Below are 21137 nucleotides of genomic sequence, written 5' to 3'. Positions count from 1 at the left end.
TCGTGGAGGTGAGCTGACATGAACTGCTCAACACGACCCGCTCGCCGACTACTCGGTGCCGCTGGGGAATACACCGCGCGCCTGCTGATCGAAGAGGCTGGCCTGCGGATCATCGAATGCAATTGGCACGACGGTCGGCGCGGGGAAATCGATATCGTTGCGCGCGATGACACTGATCCGACTTGCCCGTGGACCGTCGTCGTTGAGGTGCGCACCAGGGTCGGGCGCCGACGCGGCAGTGCGATCGCATCAGTGGATGCGCAAAAGGTGATGCGGTTACGGGCGTTGACGGGATCGTGGTGCCGCGCTCACGGACCGCTGGGGTCCCGGGTTCGGATCGATGTCGTTGCCATTACCCTTGACGCACGGCACCTGGACCATTGGCCGAACGTGACGAGTGAGACCGTGGATCTGCGCGCTCTTGGCGCGCAAGTCCTGTGGTTGCGAGGTGTGCAATGAGCGGCCCGGGGCTCGCGCGAACCTACTCGATGAGCATCGTCGGCATCGAAGGACATCTGGTTGACGTAGAAACGTATGCGGGGTCGGGGCTCGTCGCCTTTACCCTGGTCGGGCTGCTGGATACGTCCGTGCGGGAGGCGCGCGATCGGGTCCGAGCGGCGTTCGAGTCGTGCGGACTAAACGTTTTGGATCAGCGCATCACCGTGAATCTCTCTCCCGCCGGCATCCCTAAATCCGGATCGGCTTTCGATCTGGCCATCGCGGCATCGGTCGCATTGGCGACGGGATTGGTTTCTCCTCTCGCGTTCGAGGACAGTGTGATCATCGGTGAACTTGCTCTCGACGGCAGCATTCAGCCGGTGCGCGGCGTCCTGCCAGCTGTGCTGGCGGCTCGCTCACGCGGGGTGCGTCGCGTTATCGTCCCAGCTGCTTGTGCGCAGGAGGCCACGCTGGTCAGCGGCATCGAGGTCCTGCCTTTCGCCCACTTCGCCGACCTGGTTGCGTGGGCGGGAGGAGAGGCGGTGAAGGCACCCTTCCACGGCCGTTTGGATACCAGGCAGTGCGCGGTTGACGACAGGGAGCCGACCACGCTGGACATGGTCGACGTGCGTGGACAGCCGGAGGCTGTAGCGGCCATGGAAGTCGCGGCAGCAGGCGGTCATCACGTGTTTCTCCTGGGCGAACCAGGCTCTGGAAAGACGATGCTGGCATCCCGCCTGCCGACGATCCTGCCGGATCTGGATCCGGATACCGCCCTGGTTACCACGTCGCTCCACTCGGTGGCTGGCTTGGTTCCCGCGGGTATGGCTCTGGTGACGCGGCCGCCCTTCCAGGCACCTCATCATTCGGTGACGATGCCCGCGCTGATCGGTGGCGGTTCGCGGATGCTGAGTCCCGGGGCCGCCTCGCTCGCGCACGGGGGCATCCTATTCTTGGACGAGGCCGCGGAGTTTGCGCCCTCTGTTCTCGATTCCTTGCGCGAGCCGCTCGAATCGGGAGTGATACACCTGCATCGGTCCGGAGTACGTACGATGTATCCAGCGTCATTCCAGCTAATCATGGCTTCCAATCCGTGTCCGTGTGGCGGACGACGCGGCGGACGCAGGTGTACGTGCTCCTCCGTGAGCAGGCGGCGCTATCTTGCACGCTTGTCGGGTCCTTTGCTGGATCGAATGGACATCAGGATCGACGTTCACACTCCCAGCAGGGCGGATATGGCTTCCGGACAGGTCCGCGACTCGGCGTCGATCCGCGAACGGGTGCTTGAGGCTCGTGAACGCACCCGTCGTCGACTCCGGGAGACACCGTGGACCCTCAACGCTCAGCTCCCGGGTTCCTGGATCCGCAGGCGCTCCGGGATCTCCCCCGAGCTTGTCACACAGCTTGATCGCCTCGTTGAGGCAGGCACCTCATCAATGCGTGGCATCGACCGCATGCTGCGTCTCGCGTGGACGCTGGCGGACCTTGAGGGCTGTGAGCGGGTCACCCTTGACCACATCGTTGCTGCACAGCAGCTGAGAAATGGACACGATCATGATGATTGACAGTGATACGCGAGAGGCCGCGTGGTGGTCGGCGATCGCCGAGCCGGCCGATCCTTGCGCCCGCATTGTTCGCACGACGCTGGGAGATCGGGAGGGGCGCCTCTGGCTCCAGGGGCGAGGGGGCTCGCTTCCCGCGCAATTGACCCTCCACTCCAACGTCGACTGGTTCCAGCAGTGGAATAGGTGGCGCGAGAGGGCACTGGCGGTCGATATTGACCGCGATTACGAACGCGTCGAACGGACGGGTGGCGGCTTCGTCACTGCGTCGGACCCGAGGTGGCCGACACAGCTGGGTTGCCTTGGCGACAACGAACCCCTGGGGCTGTGGTTTCTCGGGTCGCTTCCGACCCGCCCTTGCAGCGACTCTCACGTCTCGATCGTCGGGGCGCGCGCGTCGACGGGAGCGGGAGGACGATGCGCGCGGAACATGGCGTACTACCTGGCGGGCGCGGGATACTGCGTCGTATCGGGGGGCGCGATCGGCATTGACATCGAAGCGCACAGGGGAGCCATGGCAGGAGGGGGGAAGACGATTTGTGTCCTCGCTGGGGGAGTGTTAAACCCATATCCCTCCTGTCACGGGGAGGACTTTCGCGCGGTCATCCGCTCCGGCGGCGCTTTGGTTTCGGAGGTAGCGCCTACGGCCAGGCCGGCGAAGTGGCGTTTTCTTACTCGAAACAGGCTGATCGCGGCGTGGAGCGCAGCGACCATCGTCGTCGAGGCCGGGGCGCGCTCCGGCGCATTGGCGACCGCCAGGTGGGCCATGGAATGCGGGCGCCAGCTGGGGGCCGTACCCGGGTCGGTTGATGCACCGATGTCGGTGGGATGCCTCGAACTGGCACGGAACGGAGCGACGATTGTTCGCGATGGCCGCGATGCGGCGGAGCTAGCGGGGCCGATAGGGACTGATGAGAACGCACCGTTGTTTGGGATGCCCGTCGAACAAGACCACGGGGTCGACGCGTTGGAACCAGTTCAGCGCAGGGTGTGGGAAGCGCTGCCGCGTAACGCGCCAGCGGGCATCGGCTCGATCTGCGTCGCTGCGGGCCTTGGTCGCGACGAGGTGAACCGAGCGCTCATGGAATTGGCCGTCGCGGGACTGGTTGCCAGCTCAACGCGAGGATGGTCACGCAAGAGCAGGGGGGAGACCTTATGATGCTGACATGACCACATGTGCGGGCGATCGTTGGGGTGACTACCTGCGTCATAGTCGGCGGATGAGTGTCCACACCATCGAGGCGTATCTTGGTGATCTGCGTTTGCTCCTTGATTTCTTGGGGCCGGGGTGGCATGCCTCTGCCTCGCAGCTGCGAGTGTCTCTCACGCAACGAGGCATTCGGTCGTGGTTGGCGCATACGCTGGCGCGTGGCGGAGCCCGGTCAACGATCGCGCGCCATATAGCTGCGGTCCGTAACTTCACCGCGTGGGCGACACGCGAACAGATCCTTGCTGCGGACCCTGCGGCACTGCTGACGAGCCCGCGGGCAGATCAGCGGTTGCCGACGCCGCTGGACCAGTCGGATGCGCGAACGTTGCTCAACTATGCGCGCGATGAGGCACTCGACGCGGGCCCGTCCCAGGTACGCAGCTGGGCGATCCTCGAACTGACCTACGCGTGCGGTCTGAGGGTGTCCGAGGTGTGTGCGTTGGATGTGGCATCCCTCAATCGCGAGGCCCTCACCGTTCGCGTCATGGGTAAAGGGGGTAAGGAAAGGGTCGTGCCCTATGGTCCGCCAGCCGCTGACGCGCTCGATCATTGGTTGGAGTGTGCGCGGCCGCAGCTTACGGGGCCACTGAGCGGCGACGCGCTGTTCCTGGGGGACAAGGGCGGGCGCATCGACCCCCGGGTCGTTCGCTCTATGGTTCATAAGATGGCGGCGCGCGCGGGTGTACACGATATCGCTCCGCACGGGCTTCGGCACTCGACGGCGACACATCTCCTGCAAGGTGGTGCCGACTTACGGGCGGTACAGGAAATGCTCGGGCACGCCTCGCTGTCGACGACGCAGCGATACACCCACGTCGATAGTGCTCGATTGAGCGCGATCTACCAGCGGGCTCACCCGCGCGCGTGACGCAGATGCGCACGTCGCGGGCGGTAACGCGTCAGCGGGAGCCCTCCCAGGGCAGCAAGTGTGGGCGGTCGAGCGTAAGCCGCAGCGGATTGACGTACGTTTTGGGGCCGGTCTTGGCGCCCCAATGCAGCGTTGAAGAACCGTCTTCGACGACGCCGATAACCCCTCCCTTGTCGACCTGGTCGCCGACGCTGACGCTTGGGTTAATGGGGAGGTACGTGGACCAGAGCGTGCGCGCACCATCCGTGTGGCGGATCGAGACGACGCCGCGCCCAGCAATCGACCCCGCAAAGGAGACCGTGCCGGGGGCGCAGGCATAGACGGGGGAGCCCTCCGGGTAGGCGAGCGTGACGCCCCTGCGCCCGGGAAGCCAGTCCTGGGCGGGCGGAGCGAAGGAGGACACGACGGGCACGGGTGTCCCCGTTGGCCACTGCCACCGGCTTTCCCGGTCGGCGTGGCTGGTCGCAGGCGAGCAGGCAAGCATGAGGACGGACAGGAGGCAGGCGATGATCAGGCCGTGCGCGCGCAGAGCGCGAAGGGATAGCAGTCTCATAATCGTCACTGTGCGCGTCGCGATGACGACACGCGACGCGAATGGAGGGGCCTGTGGATACGGATCTATACCTGCGGAGGTCTGTGGAAAAGACCAGCCCGACGAACGCCCCGATCTACCCGGCGCGAGCACGGCCTCGGCGATTTTGCCAGCAGTCGGCAAACTCGCACCCGCCTCGTGCCTGACACGGTGACGGGTGTGAGGTAAAATGACCGGGCACTTGCCGTGCAAGTGACTTCGCGCGCCATTATCGCGTCCCGGGAGAAAACGCCGGGGATGCGAGGCGAGACAGCTTCGGTCCCTTCGGGGATGGTTGTCAGTCGTGGCGCCAGGGTGCGCTCAGCGCACAGCTAACCGATAACCTGGGGGAAACCCCACTGATCACTCGCGACTTGCGGGGGAAGGACGAACCATGGCCATCGTTACCATGCGTCAGCTCCTTGAGTCCGGTGTCCACTTCGGTCACCAGACTCGCCGTTGGAACCCGAAGATGAAGCGCTTCATCCTCACCGAGCGCAACGGCATTTACATCATCGACTTGCGCCAGACCATCGCTGACATCGACATTGCCTTCGATTTCGTCAAGCAGACGGTTGCCCACGGCGGCACCCTGCTGTTCGTCGGCACCAAGAAGCAGGCCCAGGAGGCCGTGGCCGAGCAGGCCCAGCGCGTGGGCATGCCCTATGTGAACCACCGTTGGCTCGGTGGCATGCTCACCAACTTCTCGACTGTTGCGAAGCGTCTGCAGCGCCTGAAGGAACTCGAGCAGATCGACTTCGATGACGTGGCCTCCTCCGGTCACACCAAGAAGGAACTGCTCATGATGCGTCGCGAGAAGGATAAGCTGGCCCGTACCCTGGGCGGTATCCGCGATATGACGAAGGTGCCCTCCGCGGTGTGGATCGTTGACCCCAAGAAGGAGCACCTCGCGGTTTCCGAGGCTCGCAAGCTGCGCATTCCGATCGTTGCCATCCTCGACACCAACGCCGATCCGGACGAGGTTGACTACCGCATTCCCGGCAACGATGATGCCATCCGCGCCGTCGCGCTGCTGACCCGTGTCATTGCCGATGCCGTCGCCGAGGGCCTGATCGCCCGCTCCGACGTCCGTAAGGGCAAGGGCGACGAGGCCGCCGCCGAACCGCTGGCCGAGTGGGAGCGCGAGCTCCTTGAGGGCGAGGTTAAGGCTGACGAGGCTGCCGCGGACCAGGCCACCGAAGAGTCCACCCCCAAGCAGGACTGAACGTTTAACTGAGAGGAATCATCCGATGGCGAATTTCACCGCTGCAGACGTGAAGGCGCTGCGTGAGCAGACCGGCGCCGGCATGATGGATGTGAAGAAGGCTCTGACCGAGGCAGACGGCGACGCCGAGAAGGCCTTGGAGATCATCCGCCTGAAGGGCCTGAAGTCCCTGTCGAAGCGCGAGGGGCGCCAGGCCTCCGCCGGCCTGCTGGCCGCCACCACCGACGGAACCGTCGGCGTGCTGGTCGAGGTCAACTCCGAGACGGATTTTGTGGCGAAGAACCAGAAGTTCATCGACTTCGCGAACGAGGTCCTGGCCGCGGCGGTTGCTTCCCGTGCGGCGGACCTGGATGCCCTGCTGGCCGCCCCCATGGGTGACGGTACCGTGAAGGAACGTCTGGACGCTTTCGCTGCGATCATCGGCGAGAAGCTCCAGGTCGGTCGCGTCATTCGCGTCGAGGGCGACAACGTTGACCTCTACCTGCACCAGACGAGCCCCGATCTGCCCCCGCAGGTCGGCGTCTTCGTCGTCACCGATGCGGCTGGCAAGGACGTCGCCCACGACATCGCTATGCACGTCGCCGCCTACATGCCGGCGTACCTGGATCGCGGAGCCGTCCCCGCCGATGTCCTTGACAAGGAGCGTGCCACACTCGAGAAGATCACGCTTGAGGAAGGCAAGCCGGCCAACATCGTCCCCAAGATCGTTGAGGGGCGTCTGAACGCGTTCTACAAGGACAACTGCCTGGTTGACCAGGCCTTCGCCCGCGACCCCTCGAAGTCCGTGGGGCAGGTGCTCAAGGAGGTCGGTGCCACGGTCACCAATTTCGTGCGCGTGCATGTCGGCGCCTGAGTTGGCTTGGTCGTCAGCTTGCTGACAGATGGGAGCGGCCCCGCAAAAAGGCGGGGCCGCTTTCCCGTTACCGGGTAGTATGGTTCCTGATCGTTCCGCCCGCGCAGGGCCGTCATATAAGGAGAAGCGTCATGTCGACGAACCGCCGCGTTTTGCTCAAGCTTTCCGGAGAGGCATTCGGAGGTGGGACGATCGGCTTGGATCCGTCGGTCGTGCGCAACATCGCTGAGCAGGTTGCCACGGCGGTACGCGAGGGGGTCCAGGTCGCCATCGTCGTTGGCGGTGGGAACTTCTTCCGCGGCGCGCAGCTGGCCCGCGAGGGGCTTGAGCGCTCACGCGCCGACTACATGGGGATGCTGGGCACGGTGATGAATGCCCTGGCCCTGCAGGACTTCATCGCTCAGTCTGGGGTGTCCGCGCGCGTCCAGACGGCGATCACGATGGCGCAGGTTGCCGAGCCGTACCTGCCGCTTCGCGCGATTCGCCATCTGGAAAAGGGGCGCGTTGTCGTCTTCGGCGCCGGTGCGGGCCTGCCGTACTTTTCGACGGATACCGTTTCTGCTCAGCGCGCTCTCGAGATCCACTGCGACGAGCTCCTGGTTGCCAAGAATGGCGTGGACGGCGTGTACGACGATGATCCGAATCAGAACCCCGATGCGCACCGCTTCGACACGTTGACGTATTCGGAAGCGCTACGCCGCGACCTGAAGGTCATCGATGGTTCCGCGTTGGCGCTGTGCCGCGAGAACGGTCTGACCACGCGCATCTTCGGGATGTCTGGTGAGCGCGCGGTCACCCGCGCGCTCACGGGCGATGAAATCGGTACCCTAGTCACAGCGTGATATAACCGTCAGAGACCACTTACGTTAAGGAGCACACAGTGATCGACGATATTCTCCTCGAAGCCGAGGAAAAGATGGACAAGGCCGTCGGCTCGGCCAGCAACGAGTTCGCCAACATTCGTACAGGGCGTGCGACGTCCTCGATGTTCGAGCAGCTCATGGTGGACTACTACGGCGCCCCCACCCCGATGCAGCAGCTCGCGAGCTTCCAGATCCCAGAGGCGCGTACCGTCCTGATCTCGCCGTTCGATCGAACGGCAACGCAGGAGATTATTCGGACGCTGCGCGAGTCCGACCTGGGCGTCAACCCCACGGACGACGGCAACGTCGTGCGCGTTGTTCTGCCCGCCTTGACCGAGGAACGCCGCAAGGAGTACGTGAAGCAGGCCAAGGCCAAGGCCGAAGAGGGACGTGTGTCGGTGCGCAGCGTACGCCGTAAGGCCAAGGACCAGCTGGACCGCCTGAAGAAGGATGGCGAGGCCTCGGAGGACGACGCCGCGCGCGCCGAGAAGTCCCTGGATGCGATGACCAAGGCCCACACCGAGCGGATCGATAAGATGCTCGCCGCGAAGGAAAGCGAACTGCTGACGGTCTGATGGCGTCAACGGATCGATCACTTCTGGCCCGCGTCTTTTCCCCGGGGCCCACTCTCGAAAAGCAGCCGACGAGCGGGGTGACGGGGAGAGCTGGGCGTAATCTTGCGCAGGCGATAACGACGGCGGTCGTGCTTATCGTTGCCGTTGCCGTTCCGCTTTTCACCTCGCTTCCTGCGTTCGTCGGGGTTATCGGCTTCGTTAGCCTGGTCGGCATCTGGGAACTGGCCGGTGCCTTCGCGCGCATGGGCATCACGCTGACGGTGACGCCGCTGTATGTCGGCGCAATCGGAATGGTGACCTGCGCGTGGTGGCTGGGCAGTGAGGGGATGCTTTTCGCCCTCTATATCACGGTTTTCGTGTGTGCCGCGTGGCGCCTTCTCGATTATCGAAAAGAATCACGAATGAGTGACGTCGTTTCCTCGACGTTTGTCGCCGTGTACGTGCCTTTCCTGGCGTCGTTCGTGGTGCTCATGTTGGCGGCGTGGCGCAATCCGTGGGTCTTTGCAGTTTTCGAGCTGATTGTGATCGCCAACGATACGGGTGGTTGGGCGCTCGGCGTGCTCTTCGGGAGGCATCCGATGGCACCGGCCCTGTCTCCGAAGAAATCGTGGGAGGGCTTCGTCGGGTCGGCTCTGACTGCGACGGCTGTCGGCGTCGGCGGCCTGTGGATGCTCGGCGCCTCCTGGTGGTGGGGCGTCGTTGCGGGCATTTCGATCGCCTTTGTGGGGACGATGGGGGACCTGACAGAGTCCCTTATTAAGCGCGAGGCGGGGCTGAAAGACACCTCGCAGATCCTTCCGGGTCACGGTGGTGTCCTTGACCGAGTGGACGCGCTGCTCATGAGCGCGCCGGTCGCCTACTTCATCTTCGCGTGGGCACTGCCGGGGATTTCATGGGAGTCTAGCCATTGAGCCAATCGACCAGGGGCCAAAGCCGCGGGGGTGACGCAAACAAAAAGGGGGCCGCCATGGACTCGTCGCCGCAGCGCCCGCGCCGCGAGGTGCGTCCCACGGACCAGCCCCCCGAGGGGGCGACCCATAAGAATGCCAGGCCCGTCTTGTCTTTTACGGCGAAACGGCGCGGCAAAGCGCCGTCTCATTTGGCGGATCTAGATGGCGCGGGACGTAAGCGGATCCTGAAGGATATGGGTTTTCCGCCGTTTCGAGCCGATCAACTCTCGCGCCAGTATTTCGCGCATTTTGAGGCGGATCCGGCGCGGATGAGCGATATTCCGGCCGGGATGCATGAGGCGGTGGCTCATGCGCTGCTGCCGCGGCTGGTGACGAAGGTCGTGTCGCTTGAGGCGGATGGTGGGCGCACGATCAAGGACCTGTGGCGCCTGTACGATGGAGCGCAGGTCGAGTCCGTCCTCATGCGCTATCCGCAGCGCACCACGCTCTGTGTGTCGTCTCAGGCGGGCTGCGGCATGGCGTGTCCGTTCTGCGCGACGGGTCAGATGGGGCTGACGCGTAATCTCTCGACGGCGGAGATTATCGATCAGGTCCGCGCCGCGCATGCCTCGTGCCGTGACGGCGCATTGGCGGGTGGACCGACTTCGCTGTCGAATGTTGTTTTTATGGGGATGGGGGAGCCGCTGGCCAACTACAAAACGGTGGTGGGTGCGCTGCACAGGCTGGTCGACCCCGCGCCCGAGGGCTTTGGAATGAGCGCGCGCAACATTACCGTGTCGACTGTCGGGCTCGTGCCCGCGATCAGGAAGCTCGCAGGGGAGCGCATGCCGGTTACGCTCGCGGTGTCGCTGCACGCCCCGGATGACGATCTGAGAGATGACCTCATTCCGATCAACTCGCGCTGGAAGGTCGGCGAACTTTTGGATGCCGCGCGCGGCTACTTTCTGGCCACGGGACGCCGGGTGTCGATCGAGTATGCGCTGATCAAGGACATGAACGACCAGGAGTGGCGCGCTCAGCTGCTGGCGGATGAGCTCAACAGGCGGGGGCATGGATGGGTTCACGTGAACCCGATTCCCCTGAATCCGACCCCCGGTTCGATCTGGACGGCGTCTACGCGGCGGGCGCAGGACGCTTTCGTGCGGCGGCTGCGCGAAGGCGGGATTGCGACGTCGATCCGGGATACGCGCGGATCGGATATCGATGGCGCGTGCGGCCAGCTGGCGACGGCGCACGCCGAGGGCACGCGTTGTGTGTCTTTACGGAAGGAAAAGCGTTGAGAGGGTTTCCGATCGTTGCGTGGTATCAGATCGGCTACGACAAGCGCGAGGTCGATGTGTTCATGGAGCGCGTTCGTCAGTGGCTGGACGGCGAAGAAGGCGCGCAACGTGTGAGCGTGGCCGACGTGCTGACTGTTCTTTTTTCGACCCGCTTTCGCGGATACGAGAGGGGCGCGGTGGACCGGAAGATCGATCGCCTGGTCAAGGAGGTGTACGAGCGTGAGATTGATGTCGCCTCGCGCGATGACACCGACGCGGGAGAAGCCCGTACCGAAACGGCCCTCGATCAGGTAGCCTCTGAGTTTGGGACTGCGGGCGCGGTCGATGAGATTCTTCGTGCCATGACAGAGAATAAGGAGTAGTCATGACTGAGTTTCCTACGGTGGGCATTTTTTCCAAGGGCTACGACCGCGCGCAGGTCGATGCCTTTTTTGAGGATGCGCGTCGCGCGTACGAGGGGGGTGTTCCTCCTGAGCAGTTCAGCGCGGAGCAGGTGCGCCTGGCGACCTTTGAACTCAAGAGTCGGGGATACAGCATCGAGGCCGTCGATGGCGCGATGAATCGCCTGGAGGCCGCGTTCGTGAATCGCGATCGGGCGGATTCCGTTGCCGCTGATGGCGAAGCGGCCTGGTACGACCGTGTTGCCGACCGCGCGACGACGCTGTATCCGCGCCTGCAGCGTCCACGCGGCGAGCGTTTCTCTCACCCCACGTCTGGACGGGGCTATGCGTGCGAGGAAGTCGACGATCTGCTGGATCGTATCGCCGCCTACTTTGACGAGGCCGGGGAGATGACCGCCGACGAGATTCGCAGCGTCACCTTCCGTCCAAAGCGCGGCAAGAAGGCGTATATGGAGGGGCCGGTGGACGCGTATCTGGGGCGCGCTGTCGAGATCCTGCTCGCGGTTGACTGATGAGCGTTTCAGGCGATCTTCGATCAAACCCGATTCCCGTCGTCCTCCTGGGATCGACGGGGTCGATCGGAACGCAGGCGCGCGAGGTGATCGAGGCTCACCCGGGGTGCTTCGACGTCGTGGGGGTGAGCGCTGGGGGGCACTCGGTCGGCGAGCTTGCGTCACAGATTGCCTCCCTGAAGCCGGCGTTTGTCGGCGTCGCGCGCGATGTGCGTGACGAACTGGCGGCGGCGGTGCGTGCCCTGGGGGGCGTATGCCCCGAGGTTTTCGTAGGTCCCGAGGCGTCTGTTGACGTCGTGCGCGCGTGCGTGCAGCACGCGGGGGAGTCCTCTGCCGACTCGACACCCGTCGTGCTGAACGGTATCACCGGGGGCGTGGGCCTGTCCTCCACGCTCGCGGCGCTTCAGTGCGGTGCGCGATTGGCCCTGGCCAATAAGGAGTCTCTTGTCGTTGGCGGTGCGCTCGTGAAGAAAGCGATGCGTTTCCCGGGCCAGATTGTGCCGGTTGATTCGGAGCACTCGGCGATCGCTCAGGCACTCTCTTCGGGTGTTCATGAACGCGGGCTGACGTCCCCGGTCGTGTCGGGGCGCTCGGAGGTGGCCGACCTTGTTCTGACGGCCTCGGGCGGGCCCTTTCGCGGCCGGACCCGCTCGCAGCTGCGCGGTGTCCGCGCGGAGCAGGCGCTGGCTCATCCGACGTGGCAGATGGGGCCGGTCGTCACGATCAATTCCTCGACGCTTATGAACAAGGGGCTGGAGCTGATTGAGGCGCACCTGCTGTTCGATGTTGCGCCGGAGCACATTGTTGCGACTGTTCATCCTCAGTCGATCGTGCATTCGATGGTGACGTGGTGCGATGGGGCGACGACGCTTCAGGCATCGCCTCCGGATATGCGCGTGCCGATCGCGTTGGGGTTGACGTGGCCGCAGCGCCTGGTCGGTGTTAAGAACCCGCTGACGTGGGGGAACGCCTCTCAGTGGTCCTTCGAGCCGATCGATAACGAAACGTTCCCGGCCGTTGACCTGGCGCGGTTCGCGGTGGCGGCGTCGGCGACCCACCCCGCCGTGCTGAACGCTGCGAACGAGGTTCTGGTCGACGCCTTTATCGCGGGAGAGGTGCCGTGGCTGGCAATCGTTGATACGGTGTCGGCGGTTGTACACGAGCACGAGGGCGTTAATGCTCCCTCGTTGGAAGACACTATTGCGGTACAGCGCTGGGCTAACCGGCGCGCGCGCGAACTGGTTCGCGCCAGCCGCTGGAAGGACATGTGAGCCGTGGGTTCGATCGTTGGTATCGTCGTCGTTGTCGTCGGCATTCTTGCCTCGGTGGCGCTGCACGAGGTGGGGCATATGCTCCCGGCAAAGAAATTCGGCGTTCTGGTGCCTGATTACGCGGTGGGTTTTGGACCCGCCCTGTGGAAGAAAAAGATTGGGGACACGACCTACGCGTTGCGAGCAATCCTGCTGGGTGGCTACGTCAAGATCGTCGGCATGTATGCGCCGGCGCGTCCGGGCACGCGCCTGGTGGGCCGCAGCGGGAAGCCGACCCTCGCCCAGGAGGCGCGAGAGGCGGCGATGGAGGAGATACCCGAGGGGCAGGAGTCGCGCGCCTTCTACCTGCTGAGCGCTCCGAAGAAGGTCGCTGTCATGCTCGGCGGTCCGCTCATGAACCTGCTGATCTGTTTCGTGCTTTCCGCGATCACCATGGTGGGTATCGGCGCTCCGACAGCGTCACGAATGATCGCTAGCGTGCCGACGACCGTCTCGAATGAGAGCGGCGACGTGGCTTCTCCCGCGTACGAGGCTGGGGTGCGTCCTGGGGACACTGTCGTAGCGTGGAACGGCCAGCCGGTGGCCACGTTCGCGGAGCTGCAGCGCGCGATCGCGGCGACGCCCGAGGGCGAGTCTGCAGCTTTGACCGTCGAGCGGGACGGTGCGACCGTGGATCTGACGGTGACCCCGGTGACGGGAGCGCAGGGGGCGCGCCTGATCGGAGTGACGGCCGCGTACGAGTACGTGTCGGCGTCGCTGCCGGACGTGGCGCGGGCGAATTGGCAGATGTTCACGGGCACCGTGTCCGTCATCGTTCGGCTCCCGCAGGCGGTGTGGCAGGTCGGCCGTTCGGTCTTTACCGATGAGCGCAGGGACTCTTCCGGTGTCGTGTCGGTCGTCGGTGTCGGTCGACTGGCCGGTGAGGTGACGGGGGACTCCAACGCCCTGGGGCTGCGCGATACTCGTCAGGTCGTGGCCGTGCTGCTGAGTCTGCTGGCGTCGCTGAATATGGCGCTCTTTGTCTTTAACCTCATACCGCTTCCGCCGCTTGACGGAGGCCACGTGCTGGGCGCCGTGTTTGAGGGGGCGCGTCGGCAGTTCGCGCGGTGGCGGGGCGCCCCTGATCCGGGTGCCGCGGACACGGCTCGGCTGGTTCCCCTCACGTGGGCGGTCGGCGGGTTGCTCGTCGCGATGAGTGTGATTCTGATCGTCGCAGACATTGTGAAGCCGGTTACTTTGAGTTGAGTGTGTCAGCTGTCCGCTCCTGGTGGTGCACGGTCGAAAGCGACGCGGGCCACGCGCGCACCTCCCGCGTGGGAAGGTTGGGGCACTGTGCGCGATAATGGGCCGGTGAGTGAAATCAATCTTGGTATGCCCGACGTTTTAGCCTCGCCCTTCCCGCGCAGGCAGACGCGCCAGATCATGGTCGGCGATAAGCCCGTGGGCGGCGGTGCCCCCGTTTCCGTCCAGTCCATGACGACGACGAAGACACACGACGTCGGTGCGACCCTCCAGCAGATCGCGGAGTTGACGGCGGCGGGTTGTGACATCGTTCGCGTCGCGTGTCCGACGGATAAGGACGCGGATGCGTTGCCGGTCATCGCGAAGCAGTCGCGTATCCCGGTGATTGCGGACATTCATTTCAAGCCGAAGTACGTGTTTCAGGCGATCGAGGCCGGGTGCGGCGCCGTACGCGTTAATCCGGGCAACATCCGTAAGTTCGACGATCAGGTCAAGGACATTTGTAAGGCGGCCTCGGATCACGGAACGTCCCTGCGCATTGGCGTGAACGCGGGCTCGCTGGATCCGCGCCTTTTGAAAAAGTACGGCCGCGCCACCCCCGAGGCATTGGTTGAGTCAGCGATGTGGGAGGCTTCTTTGTTCGAGGAGAATGACTTCCACGACTTCAAGATTTCCGTCAAGCATCATGATGTGCTCACGATGATCCAGGCCTATCGGATGCTGTCGGAGGCGGGGGACTGGCCGCTTCACCTCGGCGTGACCGAGGCGGGCCCGGCGTTTCAGGGCACCATCAAGTCCGTTTCCGCTTTCTCGGTCTTGCTCGCCGAGGGGATCGGTGACACAATCCGTGTTTCCCTGTCTGCTCCTCCGGTTGAGGAGATCAAGGTAGGGACGAAGATGCTTCAGTTCATGGGCCTGCGCGACAAGACGCTGGAGATCGTGTCCTGCCCCTCCTGCGGCAGGGCTCAGGTGGATGTGTGGACGCTGGCGGAGGACGTGACCGAGGGGTTGAAGGATCTGACTGTTCCTCTGCGCGTGGCCGTCATGGGATGCGTTGTGAACGGTCCCGGCGAGGCTCGCGAGGCCGACCTGGGCGTCGCCTCCGGTAATGGCAAGGGACAGATCTTCATCCGGGGCAAGGTCGTTGAGACCGTCCCCGAGGACCGGATTGTGGAAACGCTGATCCGTCGGGCGAATTTACTCGCCGAAGAGCTCGGTCTCGAGCCGGGTTCCGGCAGCGTTGAGGTCGCCCCAGTAACCGGCTCTAAGGCCAAGCTACCGGGCATCAGCCTCTGACTTTTTCGACGATAGGAGCCACATGCGTATTCGTAGTCTCGTTGGGCTGTCTCTCGTCGCTGGCGCGTGCGCGCTGGCGGCCTCGGGTTTTCCCCGGCGTATCGGTTTAACCGCGTCCCAAGCAGACGTGTCGTTGCCCGGTGACCTCGTGTTGCCCGGAGCAAATGTCGTTGTTGATCGCGGGGTCATGATCGATGCCCCCGCATCGGTGGTCTGGGATGTGTTGGGGCACGCGTTTGAACCGGATGACGAGTCCACGATCATCGAGATACGGGACGAGGACTACATTCTCATGAGAGTCGTGCCACCTGCCGCACCTAAGGGGGCCGAGGCATCGGGTACGTGCGTCATCGCGCTGGTGCCCCTGTCGCCATCTCGGACCCTGCTGCACATCCGTGAGAGGCACGAGGTTTATGGGCGCCATCGCGCGATCGTGTGGGCAGGCGTGGCTGCCGAGTCGCTATCGTCGCGTTCAATGCTGCGTGATGTGCGCGATGCGTGCATCGCCGGTGCGGTCGATGCTTGATTGATGGTTGTCTCCCTGTCGAATAGACAACGTACCCCAGCGGTGTTGTAGTATCGGGCTATACGCAACGCCAACGGGGATGTTGCGCTCGTCCAAAGGGGGATGGAATGAGTCTCGGCTCCACCACTCTACTCGCTGCCGTAGGCATCCTGGTCGCCCTCCTGTGGGCGTGGGCGTGGTTCGGCGTCGGAGCGACATCCAGGCGCGTCGCGATGCGCTTGGAGCTGAGCGGCGGGTCCGTGATGGGGGAGATGTCTCGTGTCGTGTGGCCCCTGATGCCCTTTCTGTCTCTGACGTGGTTCGTGGCGGCGGATATCGTTGGCCGCGAGGCGAGCGGCTTCGATGTCGTGGGGCCGTGCGCCCTCCTCGTTGCGCTGCTTGCGATCATGGTGTTGGTCGCGATCCGGTCTCTCTACTTGGGTGGCCTGCCCGAATGGGCCTACCCGGGATGGATGGCACGTCGTTACTACGCTGCGCACCCGACGAAGCGTGATCGCGAGCTTGGCGGGGCGCCTGTCGGGCTTGCGTGAAGGGCACTTCGAGGGGCCTCCAGTGCTGCGCCGGTGGCCCAGCGGCCGATGAGTGCCGTACTCTTGGAGCATGCTTCGAAATCTCTCGACTTTTTTTCTGCGGACCTTGCGTGAGGACCCTGCTGATGCCGAGGTTAACTCCCACAAGCTGCTGGTCCGCGCCGGTTACATCCGTCGCAGCGCCCCGGGTATTTACACGTGGCTGCCCCTGGGTTTGCGCACGCTGCGCAAGATCGAGGACATCGTCCGCCAGGAGATGGACGCGATGGGCGCGCAGGAGGTGCACTTCCCCGGCCTGATCCCCGCCGAGCCGTACAAGGCCACTAATCGCTGGGAAGAGTACGGTCCGACACTTTTTAAACTGATGGATCGTAAGGGCGGCGATTACCTGCTCGCGCCCACCCACGAGGAAATGTTTACGCTCTTGGTCAAGGACTTGTACTCCTCGTACAAGGATCTGCCGACGACCCTGTACCAGATCCAGACGAAGTACCGCGACGAGGCGCGCCCGCGTGCCGGGCTCATTCGCGGACGCGAATTCGTGATGAAGGATGCCTACTCCTTTGATATCGACGAGCCGGGACTCGACGCGTCCTATCAGGCCGAGCGGGACACCTACGAACGCATCTTCCAGCGCCTGGGCCTGCGCTACGTCATCGTCTCCGCGATGAGTGGCGCGATGGGGGGATCGCGTTCGGAAGAGTTCTTACATCCGTCTGCGATCGGCGAGGACACCTTTGTTGCCTCGCCGGGGGGCTACGCCGCAAACGCCGAGGCCGTCACCACTACCGTTCCCGATCCGCAAGACGCATCGCACGTTCCGGCGCCGACCGAGGTGCCGACTCCCGACGCGCCGACGATTGACTCGCTGGTCGACCTGCTGAACGCGAAATACCCGCGGCAGGACCGTCCCTGGTGCGCCGGCGACACGCTGAAGAACGTCGTCGTTGTGCTGACACACCCGGATGGTGAGCGCGAGCTGCTGGTCGTGGGCATCCCGGGCGATCGCGACATCGATATGAAGCGGCTCGAGGCTTCCGTTGCCCCCGCCGAGGTCGATATGGCCTCGGACGGCGACTTCGTCGGGCACCCCGAGCTGGTGCGCGGCTACATCGGGCCCCAGGTGCTGGGTCCGAATTTTGCGGGGCGCACGCCGGATGCGGAGGGAAACCGCTCCGGGGGCGTGCGCTACCTCGTGGATCCGCGCATCGTCGAGGGAACCGTGTGGGTCACGGGCGCAAACACCGACAAGCGACACGTCCTTAACCTCGTCATGGGCCGCGACTTCGCCGCTGATGGCACCATCGAGGCAGCGGAGATCCACGAGGGTGATCCCGCGCCCGACGGCTCCGGTCCCCTCCACCTCGAACGCGGTATCGAAATCGGCCACATCTTCCAGCTCGGCCGCAAATATGCTCAGGCGCTCGGTTTGACGGTGCTCGATGAGAATGGAAAGACCCAGGTCGTGACCATGGGTTCCTACGGAATCGGCGTGACCCGCGTGATGGCGGCGCTCGCAGAGGCCAATTGCGATGATAAGGGCCTGAACTGGCCCGTCGGCATCGCCCCCTTCGACGTCCATGTTCTGGCCACCGGTAAGGGCGATGAGGTCTTTGCGGCCGCCGCATCGCTGGGTGAACAGCTCGACGAAGCTGGCATGGACGTCCTGGTGGACGACCGGCGCAAGGTGAGCGCGGGCGTGAAGTTCAAGGACTTCGAGTTGGTCGGCGTTCCGTTTGGTCTCGTCGTCGGTCGGGCCCTGGCCGATGGGCGGGTGGAGATCCGTGTGCGCGCTACTGGCGAGGCCATCGTGGTGCCGGTTGAAGAAGCGGTGTCGCGTCTGCGACAGCTGCACGGCGCGGCACTGAGGGGGCAGTGACATGGCAATTCGTCCAATTCGAATCATCGGTGATCCGGTGCTGCGAACCGTGTGCGATCCGATCACGCAGATCACCCCGTCCGTGAAGTCCCTTGTTGACGACCTGCTTGAGGGCGTTGACATGGAAGGGCGTGCCGGGCTGGCCGCCAACCAGATCGGCGTGGGCCTGCGCGCCTTCTCGTGGAATATTGACGGCGAGATCGGCTATGTGCTGAACCCCCGCATCGTCGCACTGAGCGAGGACGAGTACCAGGACGGGGACGAGGGGTGCCTTTCCGTGCCCGACCTGTGGTACCCGACCGAGCGTTCGTGGTACGCCCGCTGTGAGGGGACGGATCTGGATGGCAAGAAGGTCGTCGTCGAAGGCGAGGAGCTGATGGCCCGGTGCATTCAGCATGAATGCGATCACCTCGATGGACACATCTATATCGACAGACTGGATCGGTCGACCCGCAAGAAGGCGCTGCGAGACATTCGTAAAGCCGGATTCTGAGCCGCCGATACCGTCGGGGTTACGCGAACGCGCCAGGGAGTGTCGTGCATTCCCCGGCGCGTTCGTCTATCCTGTAATCACATCGCTTGTGTTGTCGACACAGTGCTCAGCGTGACTCGTGGCAGATTAGGGCGTAGGGGAAGACGATCCTGACAAAGCCAACAGGAGGAACAATGAGAGGGACATACACCCGCGGTGTACTTTTTGTGCACTCAACACCGCCCGCTTTGTGTCCGCACATCGAGTGGGCGTTGGGCACCGCGCTCGGCCAGGAGGTTCACCTCCAGTGGTCGGATCAAGAAGCGGCGCCGGGCATGGTCCGCTGCGAGTTCTCGTGGGTCGGGCCCGTCGGCTCGGGCGCCCGTTTGGCGTCCGCTCTGCGCGGATGGGAACACTTGCGTTACGAGGTGACGGAAGAGGCCACGGGTACGAGCGATGGCGGCCGGTGGTGCCACACACCTTCGCTCGGTATCTTCCACTCGCAGATGGATACGGTGGGCAACGTCGTCGTCCCCGAGGATCGGATCCGCGCGGCCCTGGAGTCCGCGTCCTCCCACGAGGAGCTGCGCGAGGGGCTGGAGTTGGCGCTCGGGCAAGCGTGGGACGATGAGCTTGAGTCCTTCCGCTACGCCGGAGTTGGCGCGCCCGTGCGTTGGCTGAACAACAGGGTGGGTTGATGGGGTCCATCGCCGACCTGTTGGGCGATCAGTTGCGCGCAGGCTTAGCGCAAATGGTCGACCCCGCCTCCCGGGACGGTGCGTACGAGGACGCCCCGGCCTCGTTGGACCTCGCCCCCGGTGAATCGCGGAGCGCTGGGGAGCGCGCGCGAGAGATTGCCATGGAGGCCGTTCTTAACGAAAGCGGTTTGGAGCCAGCCAAGGCTCGTGGGGAGCTGACGCTGCGTGGCGATCTCGACATGGATGACGTGTCGCTCTATGCGGTGGTTGCGCGCATCGAACGCGAGGCGAAGCTGCGTATCACGGATGCTCAGATCGACTCTGCGGTGAGCCTCAAAGACCTGTTGGACGCGGTGGAAACAACCTCTCATCATGAATGACGCAAAACCTTGTTAAGGGAAGATCAACGGCTTGCCCAATGTTTGTAAAGTACCGGAAAGGCGGGCATACAGGGCCTACCATGGAGGCGCATCGCCGGGATATAACCGGCGCACAAACCAGTGGAAGGAACGACGTTGCCCCGCACCGAAGAGGATCTGCTCGGAACCCGTGAAGTACCCGATGACGCGTACTGGGGAATTCATACGCTGCGAGCGATCGAGAACTATCAGATTTCGGGTCACACAATCAACGAGGCGCCCGAGCTGATCCGCGCGTTTGCTCAGGTGAAGAAGGCTTGCGCGATGGCGAACATGCAGCTCAAAGCCATGGTGCCTTCGAAGGCCGAGGCGATTATCGCGGCATGCGACGCGATCATTGAGGACGGCAAGTGCATGGATCAGTTCCCCGTTGATCAGTTCCAGGGAGGCGCCGGTACCTCCGTGAACATGAACGCGAACGAGGTTATTGCGAACCTGGCTCTCGAGATTATGGGTGAGGAAAAAGGCCGCTACGACATCATTAACCCCAACGATCATGTGAACCACTCGCAGTCCACGAATGACGCCTATCCGACGGCTTTCCGCATCGCACTGTGGCGCAAGGTTGCTCGCCTGCGGGAGGCGATGGAAGAGTTGGCGGACGCTTTCGACGAGAAGGGCAGCGAGTTTCGCAACGTCCTGACCATGGGCCGCACGCAGCTTCAGGACGCGGTTCCCATGTCGCTGGGCGGCGAGTTCGCGGCCTTCGGCCACACCCTGCGCGAGGAGGACGAGCGCCTGGTGAACAACGCGGAGCTGCTCTTGGAGACGAACCTGGGAGCAACGGCGATCGGCACGGGACTCAACACGCCCGACGGCTACCAGGAGGTCGTGGTGCGCTGTCTGCGCCGAATCACGGGGGCGCGCGTCGTTGCGTCCCCGAACCTGCTTGAGGCGACGTCGGATACGGGCGCGTACGTGTCGATGCACGCCACGATTAAGCGCAGCGCCGTCAAGCTGTCTAAGATCTGCAACGATCTGCGTTTGCTCGCCTCCGGTCCTCGCGCCGGCCTGAACGAGATCAACCTGCCGAAGATGGCGGCCGGATCGTCGATTATGCCGGCGAAGGTAAATCCAGTGATCCCCGAGGTCGTGAACCAGGTGTGCTTCAAGGTAATCGGTAACGATCAGACGGTCACGGCGGCCGCCGAGGCGGGCCAGCTCCAGCTCAACGTGATGGAGCCGGTGATTGCCCAGGCCCTGATCGAATCGATCAACCTGCTGGTGAACGCGTGCGACACGTTGCGCGAGCGCTGCGTCAACGGCATCACGGCGAATAAGCAGGTATGCCGCGGCTACGTGGAGAACTCGATCGGCATCGTCACGTACTTCAACGACGTAATCGGCCATCACCTGGGCGACGTCGTCGGAAAGCGTGCCGCAGCGGAGGACAAGACTGTCCGCGAGGTCATTCACGACATGGAACTGCTGTCGGAGGACGAGGTCGAACGTATCCTTTCGCCCGAGAATCTGGCGCACCCAAAGTATGCCGGCGCCGAAGAGGATTGAGCGCGTCGGGTAGGTGAACGAGGCCG

General features: G+C 63.9%; 23 protein-coding genes. 22 read left to right on the top strand and 1 reads right to left on the bottom strand.

All coding sequences use genetic code 11. From position 1 onward, the window contains the following. Nucleotides 1-18: 18 nt before the first annotated feature. From BLT68_RS02415 to BLT68_RS02400, 4 genes are read left to right on the top strand one after another with little or no spacing between them, the layout of a single operon-like run. Nucleotides 19-459 carry a YraN family protein gene (locus BLT68_RS02415; protein WP_050694852.1) on the top strand — a complete coding sequence of 147 codons (441 nt, stop codon included), beginning with the start codon at nt 19-21 and terminating at the stop codon, nt 457-459. Continuing rightward, on the top strand, nt 456-2003 hold the full coding sequence (locus BLT68_RS02410) for a YifB family Mg chelatase-like AAA ATPase (protein ID WP_173546193.1): 1548 nt from the start codon (nt 456-458) through the stop codon (nt 2001-2003). Before BLT68_RS02415 ends, BLT68_RS02410 begins: the two co-directional genes overlap by 4 nt. Beyond that, a complete protein-coding gene (gene dprA, locus BLT68_RS02405; protein ID WP_050695774.1) occupies nt 1996-3159 on the top strand; it encodes a DNA-processing protein DprA in 1164 nt (387 codons plus the stop codon). Before BLT68_RS02410 ends, dprA begins: the two co-directional genes overlap by 8 nt. A 7-nt stretch (nt 3160-3166) precedes the next feature. Further along, nucleotides 3167-4078, top strand: a complete 912-nt coding sequence (locus BLT68_RS02400; RefSeq protein WP_070778228.1) for a tyrosine recombinase XerC — start codon at nt 3167-3169, stop codon at nt 4076-4078. Between the two features lie 31 nt (nt 4079-4109). Here BLT68_RS02400 and BLT68_RS02395 read toward each other — a convergent pair whose 3' ends face one another. After that, the gene (locus BLT68_RS02395; protein ID WP_082175846.1) at nt 4110-4631 is read right to left on the bottom strand and encodes a murein hydrolase activator EnvC family protein; all 522 of its coding nucleotides are present in this window, start codon (nt 4629-4631) and stop codon (nt 4110-4112) included. Between the two features lie 412 nt (nt 4632-5043). Here BLT68_RS02395 and rpsB point away from each other — a divergent pair, with 412 nt between their 5' ends. From rpsB to aspA, 18 genes are all read left to right on the top strand, one after another. Further along, nucleotides 5044-5874: a 30S ribosomal protein S2 gene (gene rpsB, locus BLT68_RS02390; protein WP_050694849.1), complete on the top strand. Its 831-nt coding sequence runs from the start codon at nt 5044-5046 to the stop codon at nt 5872-5874. Nucleotides 5875-5899: 25 nt separating this feature from the next. Continuing rightward, nucleotides 5900-6727 (top strand): translation elongation factor Ts, encoded by an 828-nt coding sequence (gene tsf, locus BLT68_RS02385; protein WP_050694848.1) that lies wholly within the window; start codon nt 5900-5902, stop codon nt 6725-6727. Nucleotides 6728-6858: 131 nt separating this feature from the next. Continuing rightward, complete coding sequence (gene pyrH / locus BLT68_RS02380) at nt 6859-7569, top strand: UMP kinase (protein ID WP_050694847.1); 711 nt, start codon at nt 6859-6861, stop codon at nt 7567-7569. A gap of 38 nt (nt 7570-7607) precedes the next feature. Continuing rightward, on the top strand, nt 7608-8165 hold the full coding sequence (gene frr / locus BLT68_RS02375; protein WP_050694846.1) for a ribosome recycling factor: 558 nt from the start codon (nt 7608-7610) through the stop codon (nt 8163-8165). Continuing rightward, a complete protein-coding gene (locus BLT68_RS02370) occupies nt 8165-9076 on the top strand; it encodes a phosphatidate cytidylyltransferase (RefSeq protein WP_074632640.1) in 912 nt (303 codons plus the stop codon). The genes frr and BLT68_RS02370 overlap by 1 nt, the downstream gene beginning before the upstream one ends. A 56-nt stretch (nt 9077-9132) precedes the next feature. Continuing rightward, a complete protein-coding gene (gene rlmN / locus BLT68_RS02365) occupies nt 9133-10356 on the top strand; it encodes a dual-specificity RNA methyltransferase RlmN (protein ID WP_050694844.1) in 1224 nt (407 codons plus the stop codon). After that, on the top strand, nt 10353-10718 hold the full coding sequence (locus BLT68_RS02360; protein WP_050694843.1) for a hypothetical protein: 366 nt from the start codon (nt 10353-10355) through the stop codon (nt 10716-10718). Before rlmN ends, BLT68_RS02360 begins: the two co-directional genes overlap by 4 nt. A 2-nt stretch (nt 10719-10720) precedes the next feature. After that, the gene (locus BLT68_RS02355; protein ID WP_070778232.1) at nt 10721-11269 is read left to right on the top strand and encodes a DivIVA domain-containing protein; all 549 of its coding nucleotides are present in this window, start codon (nt 10721-10723) and stop codon (nt 11267-11269) included. Continuing rightward, nucleotides 11269-12540, top strand: a complete 1272-nt coding sequence (gene dxr, locus BLT68_RS02350; protein ID WP_050694841.1) for a 1-deoxy-D-xylulose-5-phosphate reductoisomerase — start codon at nt 11269-11271, stop codon at nt 12538-12540. The genes BLT68_RS02355 and dxr overlap by 1 nt, the downstream gene beginning before the upstream one ends. 3 nt (nt 12541-12543) lie before the next feature. Continuing rightward, complete coding sequence (locus BLT68_RS02345; RefSeq protein WP_070778270.1) at nt 12544-13785, top strand: M50 family metallopeptidase; 1242 nt, start codon at nt 12544-12546, stop codon at nt 13783-13785. Nucleotides 13786-13911: 126 nt separating this feature from the next. Further along, the gene (gene ispG, locus BLT68_RS02340) at nt 13912-15078 is read left to right on the top strand and encodes a flavodoxin-dependent (E)-4-hydroxy-3-methylbut-2-enyl-diphosphate synthase (RefSeq protein ID WP_074632639.1); all 1167 of its coding nucleotides are present in this window, start codon (nt 13912-13914) and stop codon (nt 15076-15078) included. A 22-nt stretch (nt 15079-15100) separates the two neighbouring features. Next, a complete protein-coding gene (locus BLT68_RS02335; RefSeq protein WP_074632637.1) occupies nt 15101-15604 on the top strand; it encodes a hypothetical protein in 504 nt (167 codons plus the stop codon). 107 nt (nt 15605-15711) lie between these two features. Continuing rightward, on the top strand, nt 15712-16134 hold the full coding sequence (locus BLT68_RS02330) for a hypothetical protein (protein WP_074632635.1): 423 nt from the start codon (nt 15712-15714) through the stop codon (nt 16132-16134). Between the two features lie 70 nt (nt 16135-16204). Next, nucleotides 16205-18013, top strand: coding sequence for a proline--tRNA ligase (locus BLT68_RS02325; protein WP_050694836.1), 1809 nt, complete (start codon nt 16205-16207; stop codon nt 18011-18013). 1 nt (nt 18014) lies between these two features. Further along, nucleotides 18015-18506, top strand: coding sequence for a peptide deformylase (gene def, locus BLT68_RS02320; RefSeq protein ID WP_074632634.1), 492 nt, complete (start codon nt 18015-18017; stop codon nt 18504-18506). A 173-nt stretch (nt 18507-18679) separates the two neighbouring features. After that, on the top strand, nt 18680-19183 hold the full coding sequence (locus BLT68_RS02315; protein ID WP_050694834.1) for a DUF3145 domain-containing protein: 504 nt from the start codon (nt 18680-18682) through the stop codon (nt 19181-19183). Then, the gene (locus BLT68_RS02310) at nt 19183-19563 is read left to right on the top strand and encodes an acyl carrier protein (RefSeq protein WP_074632632.1); all 381 of its coding nucleotides are present in this window, start codon (nt 19183-19185) and stop codon (nt 19561-19563) included. Before BLT68_RS02315 ends, BLT68_RS02310 begins: the two co-directional genes overlap by 1 nt. A gap of 135 nt (nt 19564-19698) precedes the next feature. Further along, nucleotides 19699-21111 carry an aspartate ammonia-lyase gene (gene aspA, locus BLT68_RS02305; RefSeq protein WP_050694832.1) on the top strand — a complete coding sequence of 471 codons (1413 nt, stop codon included), beginning with the start codon at nt 19699-19701 and terminating at the stop codon, nt 21109-21111. Nucleotides 21112-21137 lie beyond the last annotated feature (26 nt).

The organism is Schaalia meyeri (genome assembly GCF_900105015.1).
In the GTDB taxonomy this organism is placed as follows: Bacteria; Actinomycetota; Actinomycetes; order Actinomycetales; family Actinomycetaceae; genus Pauljensenia; species Pauljensenia meyeri.
Note: the sequence above shows the minus strand (reverse complement) of the source record. Positions and strands in the feature narration are given on the sequence as shown.

Coding starts and splice junctions, on each gene's coding strand:
- pyrH (WP_050694847.1), top strand. CDS start 6,859: ATGTCGACGAACCGCCGCGTTTTGCTCAAGCTTTCCGGAGAGGCATTC.
- ispG (WP_074632639.1), top strand. CDS start 13,912: ATGCCCGACGTTTTAGCCTCGCCCTTCCCGCGCAGGCAGACGCGCCAG.
- dxr (WP_050694841.1), top strand. CDS start 11,269: ATGAGCGTTTCAGGCGATCTTCGATCAAACCCGATTCCCGTCGTCCTC.
- rlmN (WP_050694844.1), top strand. CDS start 9,133: ATGGACTCGTCGCCGCAGCGCCCGCGCCGCGAGGTGCGTCCCACGGAC.
- BLT68_RS02415 (WP_050694852.1), top strand. CDS start 19: ATGAACTGCTCAACACGACCCGCTCGCCGACTACTCGGTGCCGCTGGG.
- BLT68_RS02395 (WP_082175846.1), bottom strand. CDS start 4,631: ATGAGACTGCTATCCCTTCGCGCTCTGCGCGCGCACGGCCTGATCATC.
- rpsB (WP_050694849.1), top strand. CDS start 5,044: ATGGCCATCGTTACCATGCGTCAGCTCCTTGAGTCCGGTGTCCACTTC.
- BLT68_RS02370 (WP_074632640.1), top strand. CDS start 8,165: ATGGCGTCAACGGATCGATCACTTCTGGCCCGCGTCTTTTCCCCGGGG.
- BLT68_RS02335 (WP_074632637.1), top strand. CDS start 15,101: ATGCGTATTCGTAGTCTCGTTGGGCTGTCTCTCGTCGCTGGCGCGTGC.
- BLT68_RS02400 (WP_070778228.1), top strand. CDS start 3,167: ATGACCACATGTGCGGGCGATCGTTGGGGTGACTACCTGCGTCATAGT.
- BLT68_RS02410 (WP_173546193.1), top strand. CDS start 456: ATGAGCGGCCCGGGGCTCGCGCGAACCTACTCGATGAGCATCGTCGGC.
- tsf (WP_050694848.1), top strand. CDS start 5,900: ATGGCGAATTTCACCGCTGCAGACGTGAAGGCGCTGCGTGAGCAGACC.
- BLT68_RS02355 (WP_070778232.1), top strand. CDS start 10,721: ATGACTGAGTTTCCTACGGTGGGCATTTTTTCCAAGGGCTACGACCGC.
- dprA (WP_050695774.1), top strand. CDS start 1,996: ATGATTGACAGTGATACGCGAGAGGCCGCGTGGTGGTCGGCGATCGCC.
- BLT68_RS02325 (WP_050694836.1), top strand. CDS start 16,205: ATGCTTCGAAATCTCTCGACTTTTTTTCTGCGGACCTTGCGTGAGGAC.
- BLT68_RS02310 (WP_074632632.1), top strand. CDS start 19,183: ATGGGGTCCATCGCCGACCTGTTGGGCGATCAGTTGCGCGCAGGCTTA.
- BLT68_RS02330 (WP_074632635.1), top strand. CDS start 15,712: ATGAGTCTCGGCTCCACCACTCTACTCGCTGCCGTAGGCATCCTGGTC.
- BLT68_RS02315 (WP_050694834.1), top strand. CDS start 18,680: ATGAGAGGGACATACACCCGCGGTGTACTTTTTGTGCACTCAACACCG.
- def (WP_074632634.1), top strand. CDS start 18,015: ATGGCAATTCGTCCAATTCGAATCATCGGTGATCCGGTGCTGCGAACC.